The organism is Paenarthrobacter sp. AMU7 (assembly GCF_041200195.1).
Lineage (GTDB): Bacteria > Actinomycetota > Actinomycetes > Actinomycetales > Micrococcaceae > Arthrobacter.
In genome coordinates, this window is the sequence record NZ_CP165735.1 from 2,305,193 (window position 1) to 2,321,981 (window position 16,789).

Below are 16,789 nucleotides of genomic sequence, written 5' to 3' on the forward strand. Positions count from 1 at the left end.
CTGCCACAGTATCGGCCAGCACCGCGGGGGAGGGCCGGCCCAGGCTGTTGGTCCTTGACGGCCACTCCATGGCGTTCCGGGCTTTCTATGCGCTTCCGGCCGAGAATTTCTCCACTGCCAGGGGCCAGTACACCAACGCAGTCCATGGCTTCACCTCCATGTTGATCAACCTGATCAAGGACCAGAAGCCCACGCACGTCGCCGTAGCTTTTGACGTCTCTGACGACACCACGTTCCGCAAGGCCGAGTACAGCGAGTACAAGGGCGGGCGCAACGCGACGCCTGCAGAGTTCGCGGGCCAGATCGGTCTCATCGCCAAGGTCATGGAGGCCTGGGGCATCAAAACGATCGCCATGCCCGGATACGAGGCAGACGATGTCCTGGCCACGCTGGCCGCGCAGGGCGACGCCGCAGGCTTCGAAGTCCTTCTCGTTTCCGGCGACAGGGATGCGTTCCAGCTGATCAACGACAACGTCTTTGTGCTCTACCCCAAGCAGGGCGTGAGCAACATTCCCAGGATGGACGCTGCGGCGATTGAAGAGAAGTACTTCGTCAAGCCCGGCCTGTACTCGGACCTCGCCGCCCTCGTTGGCGAGACCGCTGACAACCTGCCCGGCGTCCCGGGCGTTGGCCCCAAGACAGCTGCCAAGTGGATCAACCTGTACGGCGGCCTCGAAGGCATCCTGGAAAACCTTGACTCCATCGGCGGCAAGGTGGGCGGTGCGCTGAAGGAGAACCTGGAGAACGTCAAGCGGAACCGCCGGCTGAACCAGTTGCTGACCGACCTCGACCTTCCCCTCACCTTGGCTGACTTGCACGAGCCACGTCCGGATCGCCAGGCGATCGAGGAACTCTTCGAGGAACTCGAGTTCAGGACCCTCCGTACGCGGCTGTTCGATCTCTACGGTGATGACACCGCAGGAGAGGCTCCGGACACCATTGAGGCCCCGGACTATTCGGTCCTCACGGACGCCGCGGGACTTGAGTCCTTCTTCGCCGCCGGATCCGGTGTGCGTTCGGCACTTGCAGTGCAGCTTGTCCCCGGACGCATCGGTGATGATGCGGGTGCCCTGGCTGTTGTCAGGAACAACGGAGCGGCCTATATCGAACTGACGGGGCTGGACGCCGCAGCTGAGTCGGTCTTGGCCCGCTGGCTCAAGGACCCCGAGGAAGCCAAGGTGCTGCACGAGTTCAAGTCGGCACTCAAAGCTCTTCATAACCGTGGCCTCGGCCTGGAAGGCGTGGTGGATGACACCTCCATCTCCGGCTACCTGATCCAGCCGGACCGCCGCAGCTACGATCTCGCAGAACTCGCGCAAGTGCATCTGAAGATCTCACTTACCGCAGCCGCTGCCCAGTCCGGGCAGCTGGAGCTCGACCTCTCAGGTGAAACAGATCAAGCCGCCGCCGCAGCGCTCGTCCAGCATGCCGCCGTCGTACATGCCCTCAGCAAGCACTTCGAAACGGAACTGTCGGACATCAAGGCTGATGCCCTGTTGACGACGCTGGAACTTCCCGTTGCACGCGTGCTGGCGCAGATGGAACTCACAGGAATCTTTGTGTCCACGGACCGCATGGACGAGCAACTCGCGGACCTCACCAAGGTGATCGAGAACGCCCAGGAGCAGGCGTTCGCGGCGATCGGACACGAGGTCAACCTCGGATCACCCAAACAGCTCCAGACTGTTCTCTTCGAGGAACTCGGGCTGCCCAAGACCAAGAAGATCAAGTCCGGCTACACCACCGATGCCGCGTCCCTGAAGGGCCTGCTGGAAAAGACCGGCCACGAGTTCCTGGTCCAGCTCATGGCCCACCGTGAGTCCTCCAAGTTGGCCCAGATGGTGGAGACGCTCAAGAAGTCGGTCGCGGAGGATGGCCGTATCCACACCACGTACGCCCAGAACATCGCAGCCACCGGCCGCATCTCCTCCAACAATCCCAACCTGCAGAACATCCCGGTCCGCAGCGAAGAAGGCCGGCGGGTCCGCGGAATTTTTGTGGTCAGCGAAGGCTACGAGTGCCTGTTGTCGGCAGACTACTCGCAGATCGAAATGCGCATCATGGCGCACCTTTCCGGTGACGAAGCCCTGATCCAGGCGTACCGCGACGGAGAAGACCTGCACCGTTTCGTGGGTTCGCGGATCTTCAATGTAGACCCGTCCGAAGTCACCAGCGCCATGCGATCCAAAGTGAAGGCGATGTCTTATGGCCTCGCGTATGGACTCACGTCCTTCGGACTCTCCAAGCAGTTGGAGATCTCCGTGGACGAGGCACGGACTCTCATGAAGGACTACTTCGACCGCTTCGGCGGCGTGCGGGACTACCTGCGTGGTGTCGTCGACCAAGCACGGACTGACGGCTACACGGCCACCATCGAAGGCCGCCGCCGCTACCTCCCTGACCTGACCAGTACCAACCGCCAGGCGAGGGAAGCGGCAGAACGCATCGCCCTCAACTCGCCCATCCAGGGCTCCGCGGCAGACCTCATCAAGCGCGCCATGCTTGGCGTGTCCGCCGAGCTCGCCAGCCAGGGCCTGAAGTCACGGATGCTGCTGCAGGTCCACGACGAACTCGTACTGGAAGTGGCACCGGGAGAGCGCGAAGTCGTGGAGAAACTGGTCATCGAGCAGATGGGATCAGCTGCCGAGCTGTCCGTTCCCCTCGATGTCCAGATCGGCGTTGGCTCCAGCTGGTACGAGGCCGGACACTAGTCCGGTCCCGGAATTCGGGGTATCACCGCAGGACGCGCCGCCGGGATGGTGGCGCGCCCTGCGGCGTCTGGCTAGGCTCGGGATCGTGGCTGATCCCAATGAACCAACCTCCCGGAAATATTCCGTCCAGCGTTTCCCCGCTGTGGCCGACAAGGACGACTCCGATGCCTATGGCCGCTGTGCCACCTGGGTGCAGGCTGTATCGCACGGATTTCACCAGCAACGTCGTGATGACGAGTACCTTGCAAAGACCCTCGCCGCCTACCAGGCGGACGGGCGTGAGCTGACAGGCGTCTACGTCAACGGCGTCGTACCAGAACACTCCCTCGAGGCGAATGTCCCGGTGGCAACCTACGCCACCATGCGCAAGGACCTGAATATCGGTTTTGGCCGGCAGCTCGAGTCCAACCTGGTGACGGCTGTAACGGTCCGCGGAACACACCGCCGCCAAGGAATCCTGCGTGGCATGATCACGGCTGACCTGGCGGGCGCCAAGGATGACGGCCTGGCCATGGCGGCACTGACGGCTTCCGAAGGTTCCATCTATGGTCGTTTCGGTTTCGGCGTTGCTACCTTTGAGCGCAGCATCAAGGTCGACACCGGACCCCGCTTCCGGATGAAGGGGCGACCGGAGGGAACTGTGGAAGTCGCGGATCCTTCCGTGCTGCTTGACGTGGCGCCCCGGGTGTTCGAGCGCGTCCAGCGGCTGTCGCCGGGATCGGTGGACCGGCAGGAGTATTACCGGCTTGCTGCCTCCGGCTCCCTTGGGCAGGACGGCAAGCCCGACACCAGCGTCCGCTGTGCCCTGCATTACGACCTTTCCGGAGCGTTGGACGGCTACGTCTCATACCGGTTCAAGGGTTGGGACCACAAGCCATACACCATGGAAATTGTGGACCTCGTTGCCGCTACCAACGCTGCCTACCTGGATCTGTGGCGTTTCCTGGGCAGCATTGACCTCATCGAGGACGTGACGTGGGCTGAAGCCCCTGTGGATGATCCCTTGGCATGGGCCTTGGAGGACCCACGGTGCATCGAGGCTTCCGAGGTCCGTGACATGCTGTGGCTGCGGATCCTGGATACCCCGGCCGCCTTGCGGGCACGCCGCTTCGCCTCCGCAGGACGCCTGGTCCTGGAAGTGACGGACTCCCTGTCGCTGGCTGGCGGCACCTGGGTCCTGGAGTCCGACGGTGGGGCTGCGGCGGTCGTGACTGAAGCCTCGGGCGAATCAGCGGATCTGACGATGGACGTGGCCGACCTCGCGTCCATCTATCTTGGTGCGGTGTCTCCGGTAACCCTTGCTGCTGCGGGACGCGTCCGTGAGAAATCAGCCGGTGCCGCATTCCTGGCCCAGCAACTTTTCGCGGTGGAACGCCCGGCGCATTGCCTGACGCACTTCTAAACTGCACCACGTCATCAAAAGCACATAGACACACCTAGTTAAGGACATCCATGGGGGATTACACGCGGCGGCCTGTGGCCGGCCGGCGATCAGTGCTGCTTGGAATGGCGGGCCTCGCATCAGCTGCGTTGGCGGCTTGCGCATCGGTGGAGGGGCCGTCAGGAGCGGCATCACCATCGGTTGCGCCGCCGACAGGCCCGGCCACGCCGCCGCCGTCGATTGCTGCCACATCAAGCGAGCAGGCCGCTGCTGCCCTTGCGCCAGCGGCCATTGCCACAGTGCCCGACAAACAGCAGATCCTGGCCGAATTCGCTGGCAGGCGGCCCACCGAGTGGGGGCTGCACATTACGGGAGTGGTGAACAATTCGCCGTCGAAGCACGTGGCGTTGACATTCGATGCGTGCGGCGGCCCTGGGGGCACTGGTTGCGACCACGCCCTGCTGACGACACTCCGCCGGCTCAATGTCCCGTCGACGCTCTTCATCAACAGCCGATGGCTCCACGCCAACCCAGCGCTGGCCGCCGAGCTGGCCGCCGACCCACTGTTCGAACTTGCCAACCATGGCACCCTTCATCAGCCGCTCTCAGTCAACGGGAGGTCTGCCTACGGGATCCCTGGGACGGCCAATGCCGCGGCTGCCTACGACGAGTTGATGGGAAACCAGGCGCTGATGCGTGAACTCGACGGCTCCGCTCCCAGGTTCTTCCGGCCGGGAACCGCCTTCTACGACGATGTCGCTGTGGAGATGACGCGCAGGCTTGGGATGCTGCCGGTCAACTTCACCATCAATGGGGACGGTGGGGCCACCTATCCGGCGGCCACCGTCGCAGCCGAGGTGGCTCGCGCAGCTGCCGGCGACATCGTTATTTCGCACTTCAACAGGCCGGCGGCGGGCACTGCCGAAGGCTATGCCCGGGCTCTGCCGGGGATGCTGGACCGGGGCGCCACGTTCGCCCGCCTGGGAGACGTGCTGACCACGTGACACTCCTTTTGACCCTGCTTTGCCAATGCGACTAGAATAAACGGGCGTGTACTACGTGCATGCATCCATTTTGTATTAATCCACAAATCAGGATGACCCGGTATTTTGCCGTGTTCTGCCGTCCGGACCCGGACGGCAGCGGTTTGCCTGACCGACTCACTATCCACAACGGAGCCCCTACTACATGACCATCACCTCCACCGAGAAGCCCGGTACCCCCGTAGTCGCTATTAACGACATCGGTACCGCTGAGGACTTCCTCGCAGCTGTCGACGCCACCATCAAGTACTTCAACGACGGAGACCTCGTCGAAGGTACCGTCGTCAAGGTCGACCGCGACGAAGTCCTGCTCGACATCGGTTACAAGACCGAAGGTGTCATCCCTTCCCGCGAGCTTTCCATCAAGCACGATGTTGATCCCGGTGACGTTGTCGCCGTTGGCGATCAGGTCGAAGCTTTGGTTCTCACCAAGGAAGACAAAGAAGGCCGTCTGATCCTCTCCAAGAAGCGTGCTCAGTACGAGCGCGCCTGGGGCGACATCGAGAAGGTCAAGGAAGAAGACGGTGTCGTCACCGGTACCGTCATCGAGGTTGTCAAGGGTGGCCTCATCCTGGACATCGGCCTGCGTGGCTTCCTGCCCGCATCCCTCGTCGAGATGCGCCGCGTCCGCGACCTCGCTCCGTACATCGGTCAGCAGATCGAAGCCAAGATCATCGAGCTGGACAAGAACCGCAACAACGTTGTGCTGTCCCGCCGTGCATGGCTCGAGCAGACCCAGTCCGAGGTTCGCTCCACGTTCCTCAACAAGCTGGAAAAGGGCCAGGTTCGTCCGGGCGTTGTTTCCTCCATCGTCAACTTCGGTGCCTTCGTGGACCTGGGCGGCGTAGACGGCCTCGTTCACGTTTCCGAGCTGTCCTGGAAGCACATCGACCACCCCTCCGAGGTTGTCGAGGTTGGCCAGGAAGTCACCGTCGAGGTCCTCGAAGTGGATCTGGACCGCGAGCGTGTCTCCCTGTCGCTCAAGGCTACGCAGGAAGATCCGTGGCAGACCTTCGCCCGCACCCACGCCCTCGGCCAGGTTGTTCCGGGTAAGGTCACCAAGCTGGTTCCGTTCGGTGCGTTCGTTCGCGTCGAAGACGGCATCGAAGGCCTCGTGCACATCTCCGAGCTGGCTGTCCGCCACGTGGAGCTCGCCGAGCAGGTTGTCTCCGTTGGCGACGAACTGTTCGTCAAGGTCATCGACATCGACCTCGAGCGTCGCCGTATCTCCCTCTCCCTCAAGCAGGCTAACGAGGGCGTTGACGCTGACAGCACCGAGTTCGATCCCGCTCTGTACGGCATGGCCGCTGAGTACGACGAAGAGGGCAACTACAAGTACCCTGAGGGCTTCGACCCCGAGTCGAACGAATGGCTCGAAGGCTACGAGACCCAGCGTGCAGCTTGGGAGCAGCAGTACGCTGACGCCCAGACCCGTTGGGAAGCCCACAAGAAGCAGGTTGCCCAGCACGCTGCTGACGACGCTGCTGCTGCAACGTCCGGTGAGAGCGATTCCGGCACCACGAGCTACTCCTCGGAGCCGGCTGCTGCTGAGTCCAACACCGGCGGCGGTACCCTGGCGTCCGACGAAGCACTCGCCGCACTGCGTGAGAAGCTGACCGGCAACTAATTCCGCCTCCCTCACGGGATGTGCTGAACAGCCAAAGAAGGACCCCTGCCTCCGGGCAGGGGTCCTTCTGCTTAAAGCCTTCGCGATGCGGGAACTGCTCAGCGGCGGACGTCTACCCACTCAGTTCCCTGGGGCCGCAGCTCAAGATGTCCAGCCGTGAGGGAAGCCAACCGCGCGCGTGCCTCGGAGATGGCCGTTGCCTCGTCGGGCAAGGCGAGGTGAAGCACCGTGTGCTGGGGTTCGTATCCGGTGTCCGCCATGACGTACCCGGCGCCGCGAAGCTCGTTTTCCAAGCGGCCGGCTTCGGCATGGGGGACGTCGATGGCGCACAGACGCAATCTTCGCCGGAGAACCAATGGAGCCTCGTCCAAACCAGCGGACACCGATTCGGAGTACGCGCGGACCAGTCCGCCCGCGCCCAGCAAAATCCCACCGAAATAGCGCACGACGACGACACTGACGTCGCTGAGGTCCGTCACCCTTGGTGAAGTCTCCCGTTTGATGAGCGCCTCCAGCATGGGGATACCCGCAGTTCCCGACGGTTCCCCGTCGTCGCTGGAACGTTGGATCATCCGATCCGGACCTATGACGAAGGCTGAGCAGTGGTGTCGGGCGTCGTGGAATTCACGCCGAAGATCATTGACCAGTGAGCGCGCGGTTTGCTCATCAGGTGAGCGCCGAAGGACTGTGATGAACCGGGACCGCCGGATCTCCAGTTCGTGGCGGAAATCCGGACCAACCGCGAGGGTCGTATACGTTGTCGCGCGGCTGTCATCCTCATTTTCCACCGCTTCAGTCTAGTGTTGGAGGGTGCTGAAGATTGGGTTGACGGGCGGCATCGCCTCGGGGAAATCGCTGGTGGCGTCCAGATTGCGGGAATTGGGTGCAATCCTTGTGGACGCTGACCTCCTTGCGCGGGAAGTGGTGGAACCTGGAACTCCTGGGCTGGCCCGCGTTGTGGAAGCATTCGGCCCTGGAATCCTCGACTCTGATGGAAGGCTTGATCGGCCCAAACTCGGAGCTATCGTGTTCCACGATCCTTCGCAGCGCGAGGTGCTCAATGGCATCATTCACCCGCTGGTCCGCGAAGCAGCAGCGGCGATCGTTTCAGCAGCCGGCCCCGGCGATATCGTTGTCCAGGACATTCCACTGCTGGTCGAAACCGGGCAGGGCAGCAACTTCCACTTGGTGGTGGTGGTGGATGCGCCGGAGCCGGTGCGCGTCCAACGCATGGTGGATTTCCGGGCGATGACTCCCGACGATGCCCGAGCCCGTATCGCGGCCCAGGCCACGCGGGAAGAACGCAACGCGGCTGCCGATGTTGTCCTGGTCAACGACGGTGACCGCGAAGAGCTCCTCGCGAAGGTTGAGGCGTTATGGACGGACAGGCTGTTGCCTTTTGCCAGGAATCTCAGCCAGGGAACAAGGGCTGAACGGCACGTAGGGCCGGTCATGACGCCATACAACAGCGACTGGAGCAGGCAGGCTGACCGCCTCGCCGCCCGTATTGCCGTTGCTGCCCCCCAGCAGATCCTCGCGGTGGACCACGTCGGCTCTACATCGGTGCCGGGACTGGCGGCCAAGGATGTGATCGACCTTCAGGTGGCGGTGGCCGATCTCGAGGCCGCCGATCTGATGGCGAATCAACTCGCTGCAGCAGGGTTCCCGGCAATTCCGGGAGTCAACCGGGACACACCAAAACCCGCCCGGCCCGATCCCGCAGAATGGCAGAAGCGGTTCCACGCCAACGCCGATCCCGGCCGGCCGGTGAATCTGCATGTCCGCGTGGCCGGGTCGCCGGGGTGGCGGTATGCCCTGCTGTTCCGTGACTGGTTGCGCTCTGAACCCTCCGCTACCGCGCTGTACGAGGCGCACAAGCGCACGTTGGCGGCCACGTTTGCGGGGGAGAGCGGCACCGCTGCCTACGCCGATGCCAAGGAGCCTTGGTTTACCGACGTTGCCTGGCCACTCATGGATGAGTGGGCCAAACGCACAGGCTGGCTGCCGCCGTCGTATTTGTCTTCAGCTGAAGGCAAACGCGGACAGTAGCTGTCCTGGGGCAGGGGTAGATTGGTTTTATGAGCCTTGCCCAGGAAATCAACCGTGTCGTCGCACCTTTCGAAGTAATCAGTGAGTTCAAGCCCGCCGGTGACCAGCCGACAGCCATTGCAGAACTGACGGAACGCATCAACAACGGTGAAAAAGACGTCGTCCTCCTCGGCGCCACGGGTACGGGTAAGAGTGCCACCACGGCGTGGCTCATCGAGCAGGTCCAGCGACCCACCTTGGTGATGGTCCAGAACAAGACACTCGCCGCGCAGCTGGCCAATGAGTTCAGGGAGCTGCTGCCCAACAACGCAGTGGAGTATTTTGTCTCCTACTACGACTACTACCAACCCGAAGCATATGTAGCACAGACGGATACCTTCATTGAGAAAGATTCCTCCATTAATGAGGAAGTGGAGCGCCTCCGGCACTCTGCCACCAATGCCCTGCTGACCCGTCGCGACGTCATCGTGGTGGCCACGGTTTCCTGCATCTACGGTCTGGGCACGCCCGAAGAGTACATCGCCGGCATGGTGACGCTCCGCAAGGGGGCGGAAATGAATCGGGACCACCTCCTGCGCAAGTTCGTCTCCATGCAGTACGCCCGCAACGACATGGACTTCCACCGGGGAACGTTCCGCGTCCGTGGTGACACCGTGGAGATTATCCCCATGTACGAGGAACTGGCCATCAGGATCGAGTTCTTCGGTGACGAGATCGAGAACATCCAAACCCTCCATCCCCTGACCGGAGAGGTTCTCCGCGACGAAGAGGAGATGTACGTTTTCCCGGCATCGCACTATGTTGCCGGTCCGGAGCGCATGGCCCGTGCCATCAAGCGCATCGAAGATGAACTCGCTGACCGTTTGAAGGTCCTCGAAGGCCAGAACAAGCTGGTGGAGGCGCAGCGCCTCCGGATGCGCACCACGTACGATCTCGAGATGATGCAGCAGATGGGTTTCTGCAACGGCATTGAGAACTACTCCGTGCACATTGACGGCCGTAATCCCGGGACCGCCCCGCATTGCCTCATCGACTACTTCCCGGACGACTTCCTGCTGGTCGTCGACGAATCACATGTCACCATCCCGCAGATTGGTGCCATGTATGAGGGCGACATGTCACGCAAGCGGAACCTCGTGGACTTCGGCTTCCGCCTCCCATCCGCCATGGACAACAGGCCACTGAAGTGGGATGAGTTCCTGGAACGCATCGGTCAGACGGTGTACCTGTCCGCAACTCCCGGTAAGTATGAGCTCGGCAAAGCTGACGGTTATGTGCAGCAGATCATTCGTCCCACCGGCCTCATCGATCCCGAGGTAGTGGTCAAGCCCACCAAGGGTCAGATCGACGACCTGCTCGGTGAAATCAGGACCCGCACGGAAAAGAATGAACGCGTTCTGGTCACCACGTTGACCAAGCGCATGGCGGAGGACCTCACAGATTACCTGGTGGGCCACGGCGTCAAGGTAGAGTACTTGCACTCCGACGTCGACACCCTCCGGCGCGTGGAACTGCTCCGTGAGCTGCGAATGGGCGTGTTCGATGTCCTCGTAGGCATCAACCTCCTCCGCGAAGGCCTTGACCTGCCTGAGGTTTCCCTCGTGAGCATCCTCGACGCTGACAAGGAAGGTTTCCTGCGTTCTTCCACCTCGCTCATCCAGACCATCGGCCGCGCAGCGCGTAACGTGTCGGGCCAAGTCCACATGTACGCGGACCGGATTACCGACTCCATGGCCCACGCCATTGAAGAAACCAACCGGCGCCGTGCCATCCAGGTGCAGTACAACACGGACCATGGCATTGATCCGCAGCCGTTGCGGAAGAAAATTGCTGATATCACGGACCAGTTGGCCAAGGAAGACGCAGACACCCAGGAACTGCTCAACAACAACCGACTCGCCAAGGGCGGCAAACGCGGCAAGTCGGCAGCCAAGGGTGCGGCGACAGTTCGGCAGGATGGCCTTGCCGCCGCTCCCGCCGAGGACCTGGTGGGACTCATTGAGCAACTCACCGAACAGATGCACGGGGCGGCTGCTGAGCTGCAGTTCGAAGTCGCTGCCCGCATCCGTGACGAAGTCAAGGAGTTGAAGCGCGAATTACGCCAGATGCAGTCCGCCGGGCACGCCTAAGGTAAGGTTTAGGTCACGTAGGGGAGTATCCCAAGCGCTACGTCCGTCAGCACGCAAGGCACAGATGCCTCGCCGGATCTAGCGGGCCGCCAATTCTTGCATTCACCGCACCCTGGCAGGCCGGAGAGACTTACACCGCTTTCCCGTACCCTGCGAAAGGCACCTTTAATGCAGCTTCCCGTCTGGTTTGAGATCGGCTCGTTTGTCGTTCTCGGAATCATCCTGCTGATCGACCTCCTGTTGGTCGTCAAGCGTCCCCATGAACCTTCCATGAAAGAAGCCGGCCTGTGGGTCGCCTTCTATGTAGGACTGGCACTGCTCTTTGCCGTGGCCATGTTCATCTTTGCCGGTGCAGAGTATGGCGGCCAGTTCGTCGCCGGCTGGGTCACTGAGTACAGCCTGAGCATCGATAACCTGTTCGTTTTCATCATCATCATGGCCCGTTTCTCGGTGCCCCGTAAGTACCAGCAGGAAGTGCTGATGGTGGGCATCATCATCGCCCTGATCCTCCGCGGTATCTTCATCGCGCTGGGTGCCGTGGTCATCGAGCAGTTCAGCTGGGTCTTCTACATCTTCGGCGCCTTCCTGCTGTGGACTGCCTGGAAGCAGGCGAAGGACTCCGGCGAAGACGAGGAAGACACCGAGAACCCGCTCATTGCCCGCCTTCGCAAGGTCCTGCCGATGTCCGAAAAGTTCGACGGCAACAAGATCCGCACCACCGTGGACGGCAAGAAGGTCTTCACCCCCATGCTGATCGTCTTCATCACGATCGGCCTGACAGACCTCCTCTTCGCAGTGGACTCCATCCCGGCGATCTTCGGCCTGACGCAGAGCGCGTTCATCGTGTTCACCGCAAACATCTTCGCACTCATGGGCCTGCGCCAGCTGTACTTCCTCCTCGGTGGCCTCATGACCCGCCTGGTGTACCTCAAGCACGCACTGTCCGTCATCCTGGCGTTCATTGGCGTCAAGCTCGTCCTGCACGCCATGCACGTCAACGAGCTTCCGTTCATCAACGGCGGACAGCACATCGAATGGGCACCGGAGATCCCCACCTACGTTTCCTTGGCGGTCATCGTTGGAACGATCGTCGTTGCGGTTGTAGCCAGCCTCCTGAGCCCGGCAGCACGCCAGGCCAAGATCGATGCCCGGTTGGAAGAAGACGCACGAAAGAGCTTGAGCGAGGCAGAGTAACTCTCCTTGGAAAGTTGTAGTCTCGTGAAGTGACTACCACTTCAACTACGGCGCTGGACCCACAACGGGTTCAGCGCCGTACTGTTTTCCTGCTCAGTTCCGCACAACTTCTCAGCGGCGTCGGCAACGGAGCCACGCTCTCCATCGGATCGTTGCTGGCAGTGGACCTGTCAGGGTCAGAAGCGTGGGCCGGCTCCATCACCACAGTGCTGACACTGGCCGCAGCGATCGCGGCTCTTCCCCTGGCGCGGCTGGCAGAAACGCGGGGACGCCGGACAGGTTTGGTGACAGGACTGGTGGCCGCGATGATGGGGGCGCTCCTGGTTATTGCGTCCGTGGTGGGCCAGTCCTTCGTGCTGCTCTTGTTGGGCGCAGCTTTACTGGGTCTTGGAACCGCCGCGAACCTGCAGGCGAGGTTCGCCGCCGTCGACCTCGCTGACCCGGAGCACCGCGGACGGTCATTGTCCACCGTGGTCTGGGCCATCACCATTGGTGCTGTCGCCGGCCCCAACCTGATCCAGCCGGGTGCAGTGGTTGGGGAGGCACTCGGGTTGCCGCCCATTGCCGGCCCCTTCGTATTTTCTGCGGCCGGCCTGTTCCTTGCAGCCGTCCTGTTGTTCGCGGGCCTTCGCCCGGACCCCCTGGTGCTGTCCAGGCGGCTGGCATCCCAGGCAAACGGCGACGCAGGCGAGGGCGCGCTGCCCGTCAGGGGTACCATCCGTTCAGGATTGCGCGCCGTGCGCTCATCACCGTCGGCGATGCTGGCGCTGGCCGCCGTTGTGGCCGCGCACGGCGTCATGGTGGCCGTCATGTCCATGACGCCCCTGCACCTGCAGCAACTCGTCGGCGGTTCCCATGCAGGACACCATGGCGGAACCACGGACAGCGAGGATGCCTTGGTGATCATCGGCCTCACGATTTCGCTGCACATTGCCGGAATGTTTGCTTTGTCGCCTCTCTGGGGGTGGCTCACTGACAAGGCAGGGCGCCTGCAAACCATCGCCATGGGCCACGGCCTGCTGCTGGTTGCCGTGTTCATTGCCGGTTTTGGCCAGCACGAGCCTGGTCTCGTCACCGCTGGCCTGATCCTCCTGGGCCTGGGCTGGTCCGCCGCAACCATCTCCGGGTCAACGTTGCTGGCTGAAAGCGTTGCCCCCGATGCGCGCGTTACCGTTCAGGGCGTCTCTGACACCCTCATGGGTGGCGCCGGCGCCATTGGCGGCGCCACCTCCGGTCTGCTGCTCGCGTGGATCGGATACCAAGGCTTGAACATCGCCTCGGGCGCCCTGGCTGCCGTAGTGCTGGTTTTGACGCTCGTCATGGCCGTACGGTCAGCACGGGCCCAGGACGCGCCGTCGCACCAGCCGCCGGCCTAACGGACCGCCCGAACCATCCCAAGGAGACGTGCGAAGATTCCCTCGCCGTCTTCCCCGATACCATCGTGGTGGAAATCCGCGGTGACCCATGGTTGAAGGCCCCGCACTGCAGCCGCAGTTTCCAGGGACAGGTCATGGTCCACATAGATATCGTCCTTATAGACGGCAGCCGCTACGGGGACAGTGTTTACCGCCAGCCGTTCGGGGCTGTACAGGGGCTTCCAGTCCTTCTTGGCCGCCAAATGCCCAGCCACGTCCCGCAGGGGAACCAAGGCCGGATCCTGTTCGAAATACCAGGGGTAGACCATCTCACCGGTGAGCAGTGGCTCGTTCGCGTCGGGTTTGAATTCCGGATGGTCCTCCAGCACCCGCCACGCGGCCCAGTTGGTTGCCTCACCCTGTCCGTAAATCGACTCATGGACGACGGCGTACAGAGGGTTGGCCGCGCGACTCACGAGGCTCCGCACTTGTTCAAGGAACGCCTCGGACAAGCGTGGACCGGAGGGCGTGTCAATAAATGCATCCTCCAGGAGGTAGTGCAGCGCATCCACCCGGGTGTTGCCCCCGAGGAAGGACCCGACCATCTGGAAACGCTCGGTCGTGAGCCTTTCGCCGCTGGCGAGGAACTCAGCATGCTGGTCCAGGTGGCGGGCGATCCGGGTGACGATGTCCCGGTCTTCCGGGTACCAGGAGAAGTATTCCGCGTTCCGCAAAGCGACACGGTGGAACGTGGCCTGGTACACGCGGTCCGCCGGACCGTGGAGCGGCGCCAGCCCACCAGTGATAAGGACCTCGCGGAGGCCCTCCGGCGCGAAGGAGAGGTACGTCAACGCGCAGAAGCCGCCGAAACTCTGGCCGAGGACAGACCATGGACCGGAACCGAGCACACGGCGGATGTACTCAGCGTCAGCCACGATCGAGTCGGCACGGAAGTGGGTCAGGTATTCGGCTTGTGCTGAAGGGTCGCCCCGGAGTTCGAGTGACTGTTGTTCAACGGGTGTGGACAAGCCTGTGCCGCGTTGGTCGAGCATCAGGATGCGGAATTCCTTCGCGGCCGCCTTCATCCAACCCGACAATGATGTGACCCGGTTGCCGCGGCCGCCCGGGCCGCCCTGCAGGAACAACAACCAAGGCAGCCTGGCGGCTTCCTCGGCCGTGTGGTCGGTGGAGGAGTATTCCCTGGCAAAGACCGTGATGGTCTCGCCGGCGGTGGCTGATTCATCCGGTACGTGCACCAAGGGAACGGTGAAATAGTGCTCCGCCGTTCGCAGCCCGCGGAACTCGTGGCGTGCGTGGACACTGTGCACGCCGGCAGTGCTGCGGCCGGCGGTCTGTCCGGGGGACTGGTCAGCCACGGGCGAGAGCCTCGTTCGTCTGGCCCGCGTTCGTGCCGAAGGCCTCAAGGGCCTCGCCGGTCAGGCGGAACGTGGACCACTCTTCCATGGGGAAAGCGCCCAGGTTCTTGTAGAACGTGATGGAGGGTTCGTTCCAGTCAAGGACGCTCCACTCAACACGGGCGTAACCACGTTCGACGGCGGTGGCCGCCAGATGCTGCAACAGCGCCTTGCCATGGCCCTCGCCACGTGCTTCGGGGATCACGTAAAGGTCTTCCAGGTAGATGCCGTGGACGCCCTCCCACGTGGAGTAGTTCAGGAACCAGAGGGCAAACCCTTGAACTGCGCCGGCACTGTTTTCGGCCATGGTGGCGTAGACACGGGGGTTCTCGCCGAAAAGTACTTCGGTCAGCATGGCCGGTGTATTTTTGACTGCGTCCGGTTCCTTCTCGTAGATCGCAAGATCATGGATCATCCGGAGGATGGCAGGGACGTCGTCTACAGTGGCTGGGCGGATTACACTCATGGCTCCGAGCTTACTAGGGGAGCTGCGCCTGCCGCTCCCGGTTCTTCCTTACTGCCAAGCCAAGGCGGACGTTCCGTACTTCACCGGGGCCTTGCGGTATTGGAGGGGGACACCGTCCACCGTCAGGGGTGGCCCTACGAAGCGGAGTGGCCCGTAGGGGCTGTCCACCAGACGGAAGTCCGGGATGGGCATTCCGCCGACGCCGCTGGCGGGCCCGGGCACCGACAGGCGGAAGAGCACCTCCGCCGTGCGGACCAGGGAAACGTGTGCCGATCCTCCTCGTCCAGTGTGGAGGCGCTCTGACAGGAGAGCCAGGGCGGCTGCAGCAACACCGTACCCCGTTGCGTGGTCCAGTGCCTGGACGGGCAGCGCGCCGGGTGTCCACCCGTCGTCGACGTTTCCGTATCGCTCCGCGATTCCGCAGGCTGCCTGTACCAGGCTGTCGAAGCCGCGCCGGCCATTCCACGGTCCTGAGTCGCCCCAGGCGCTTAATGTCACCACCACCAGATCAGGCCTGGCGGCCAGCATCCCGTCCGGGTTCACACCGAATCTGTCCAGTCCACCGTGACGGTAGCCGGTCACTGCGACGTCGGCCGCCGAAAGCAGGCGGTGCACCACGTCCAAAGCCTCGGCATTGTTGAGGTCGGCTTCGGCACTGCGCTTATCGAACCCGGAATCAACAAAGGCATCAGTGAGCTCAGGAAGACCCGGCGGATCGATCCGCAGGACATCCGCACCCAGGGCGCCCAGAAGTCGGGTGGCCGTGGGCCCCGCTATGACGCGGGTCAGGTCCAGGACCCTGAGTCCGGCCAGGGGACGGAATGGGTCCGTTGAGGGAACCCACGACGACGACCGCGGACTTTCACCCGGCGCTGCAGGAGACGTGAATCCGATCCACGGTCCCGTGCTTGCCGCGGTATGCATGGGTGTGGCAGTCCACTCTTCCCGGCTACGGACGGCCGCGGCCACACCCCTCCCGGCAATAATTGCTTCCTCTGCCTCCAGAGCGTTCATGGAAAGCAGCACTCGGTCAAGCCCATCGGGCGTCGAAATCCGAAGCGTTTCCATCAGCCGCGCCGCATGGTGCGGGTAGTTGGCATGCAGACGGATCCAGCCATCTGCGGTGGGACGGAACCCGGACATCGGAGCAAAACCCTGGGGTTTCCGGCCCGAGATCCTCAGGTGCCCCAACGAATCAAAAGACGCTGCCGTCAATTCTGACGACACCGCGTAACGGCCCGTAGAACCCGTCAGGGATTCGAGGGCAGTGGCTGCTGCCTGGACGGACCCCAACGCGAGCCCTTCGACGTCCAAGCTGCCACCCCACCACCAGCGCGGACCGATGCAGGCTGCCGGCTCTGCAGTAGCGAAGGCGTCCAGCAACCGCAGGCTGCCGGTCAGGTCCGGGACCGGTTCCAC

At 62.7% G+C, this 16,789-nt stretch carries 12 protein-coding genes; 8 read left to right on the top strand and 4 right to left on the bottom strand.

The features are described 5' to 3' along the window. The first annotated feature begins 68 nt into the window (after window positions 1–68). The 4 genes from polA (at window position 69) to rpsA (ending at window position 6,762) form a co-directional block, all read left to right on the top strand. Window positions 69–2,711 carry a DNA polymerase I gene (gene polA, locus ABQM86_RS10555; RefSeq protein ID WP_280627999.1) on the top strand — a complete coding sequence of 881 codons (2,643 nt, stop codon included), beginning with the start codon at window positions 69–71 and terminating at the stop codon, window positions 2,709–2,711. Window positions 2,712–2,796: 85 nt separating this feature from the next. Then, the gene (locus ABQM86_RS10560) at window positions 2,797–4,113 is read left to right on the top strand and encodes a GNAT family N-acetyltransferase (RefSeq protein ID WP_369746580.1); all 1,317 of its coding nucleotides are present in this window, start codon (window positions 2,797–2,799) and stop codon (window positions 4,111–4,113) included. A 50-nt stretch (window positions 4,114–4,163) separates the two neighbouring features. Then, window positions 4,164–5,096, top strand: a complete 933-nt coding sequence (locus ABQM86_RS10565; RefSeq protein WP_369746581.1) for a polysaccharide deacetylase family protein — start codon at window positions 4,164–4,166, stop codon at window positions 5,094–5,096. 184 nt (window positions 5,097–5,280) lie between these two features. Continuing rightward, entirely contained in the window at window positions 5,281–6,762 is a 1,482-nt protein-coding gene (gene rpsA, locus ABQM86_RS10570) for a 30S ribosomal protein S1 (protein ID WP_026540604.1), read from the top strand. Window positions 6,763–6,860: 98 nt separating this feature from the next. Here the strand turns inward: rpsA and ABQM86_RS10575 are convergent, their stop codons facing one another. Continuing rightward, the gene (locus tag ABQM86_RS10575; RefSeq protein WP_207593495.1) at window positions 6,861–7,550 is read right to left on the bottom strand and encodes a YigZ family protein; all 690 of its coding nucleotides are present in this window, start codon (window positions 7,548–7,550) and stop codon (window positions 6,861–6,863) included. 22 nt (window positions 7,551–7,572) lie between these two features. Here ABQM86_RS10575 and coaE point away from each other — a divergent pair, with 22 nt between their 5' ends. The 4 genes from coaE to ABQM86_RS10595 all read left to right on the top strand — a co-directional run bounded on the left by coaE (window position 7,573) and on the right by ABQM86_RS10595 (window position 13,510). Then, on the top strand, window positions 7,573–8,811 hold the full coding sequence (gene coaE, locus ABQM86_RS10580; RefSeq protein WP_280627917.1) for a dephospho-CoA kinase: 1,239 nt from the start codon (window positions 7,573–7,575) through the stop codon (window positions 8,809–8,811). Between the two features lie 29 nt (window positions 8,812–8,840). After that, the gene (gene uvrB / locus ABQM86_RS10585) at window positions 8,841–10,940 is read left to right on the top strand and encodes an excinuclease ABC subunit UvrB (RefSeq protein WP_011774759.1); all 2,100 of its coding nucleotides are present in this window, start codon (window positions 8,841–8,843) and stop codon (window positions 10,938–10,940) included. A gap of 168 nt (window positions 10,941–11,108) precedes the next feature. Further along, window positions 11,109–12,134, top strand: coding sequence for a TerC family protein (locus ABQM86_RS10590; RefSeq protein WP_280627918.1), 1,026 nt, complete (start codon window positions 11,109–11,111; stop codon window positions 12,132–12,134). Between the two features lie 29 nt (window positions 12,135–12,163). Continuing rightward, complete coding sequence (locus ABQM86_RS10595; RefSeq protein ID WP_207593498.1) at window positions 12,164–13,510, top strand: MFS transporter; 1,347 nt, start codon at window positions 12,164–12,166, stop codon at window positions 13,508–13,510. Here the strand turns inward: ABQM86_RS10595 and ABQM86_RS10600 are convergent. Genes ABQM86_RS10600 through ABQM86_RS10610 form a run of 3 tightly spaced genes read right to left on the bottom strand, consistent with a single transcriptional unit; the run spans window position 13,507 to window position 16,789 of the window. After that, window positions 13,507–14,865: an alpha/beta fold hydrolase gene (locus tag ABQM86_RS10600; RefSeq protein ID WP_280627920.1), complete on the bottom strand. Its 1,359-nt coding sequence runs from the start codon at window positions 14,863–14,865 to the stop codon at window positions 13,507–13,509. The genes ABQM86_RS10595 and ABQM86_RS10600 overlap by 4 nt on opposite strands. After that, entirely contained in the window at window positions 14,858–15,370 is a 513-nt protein-coding gene (locus ABQM86_RS10605) for an N-acetyltransferase family protein (protein WP_369746582.1), read from the bottom strand. Before ABQM86_RS10605 ends, ABQM86_RS10600 begins: the two co-directional genes overlap by 8 nt. 48 nt (window positions 15,371–15,418) lie before the next feature. Next, the gene (locus ABQM86_RS10610) at window positions 15,419–16,789 is read right to left on the bottom strand and encodes a CoA transferase (protein ID WP_369746583.1); all 1,371 of its coding nucleotides are present in this window, start codon (window positions 16,787–16,789) and stop codon (window positions 15,419–15,421) included.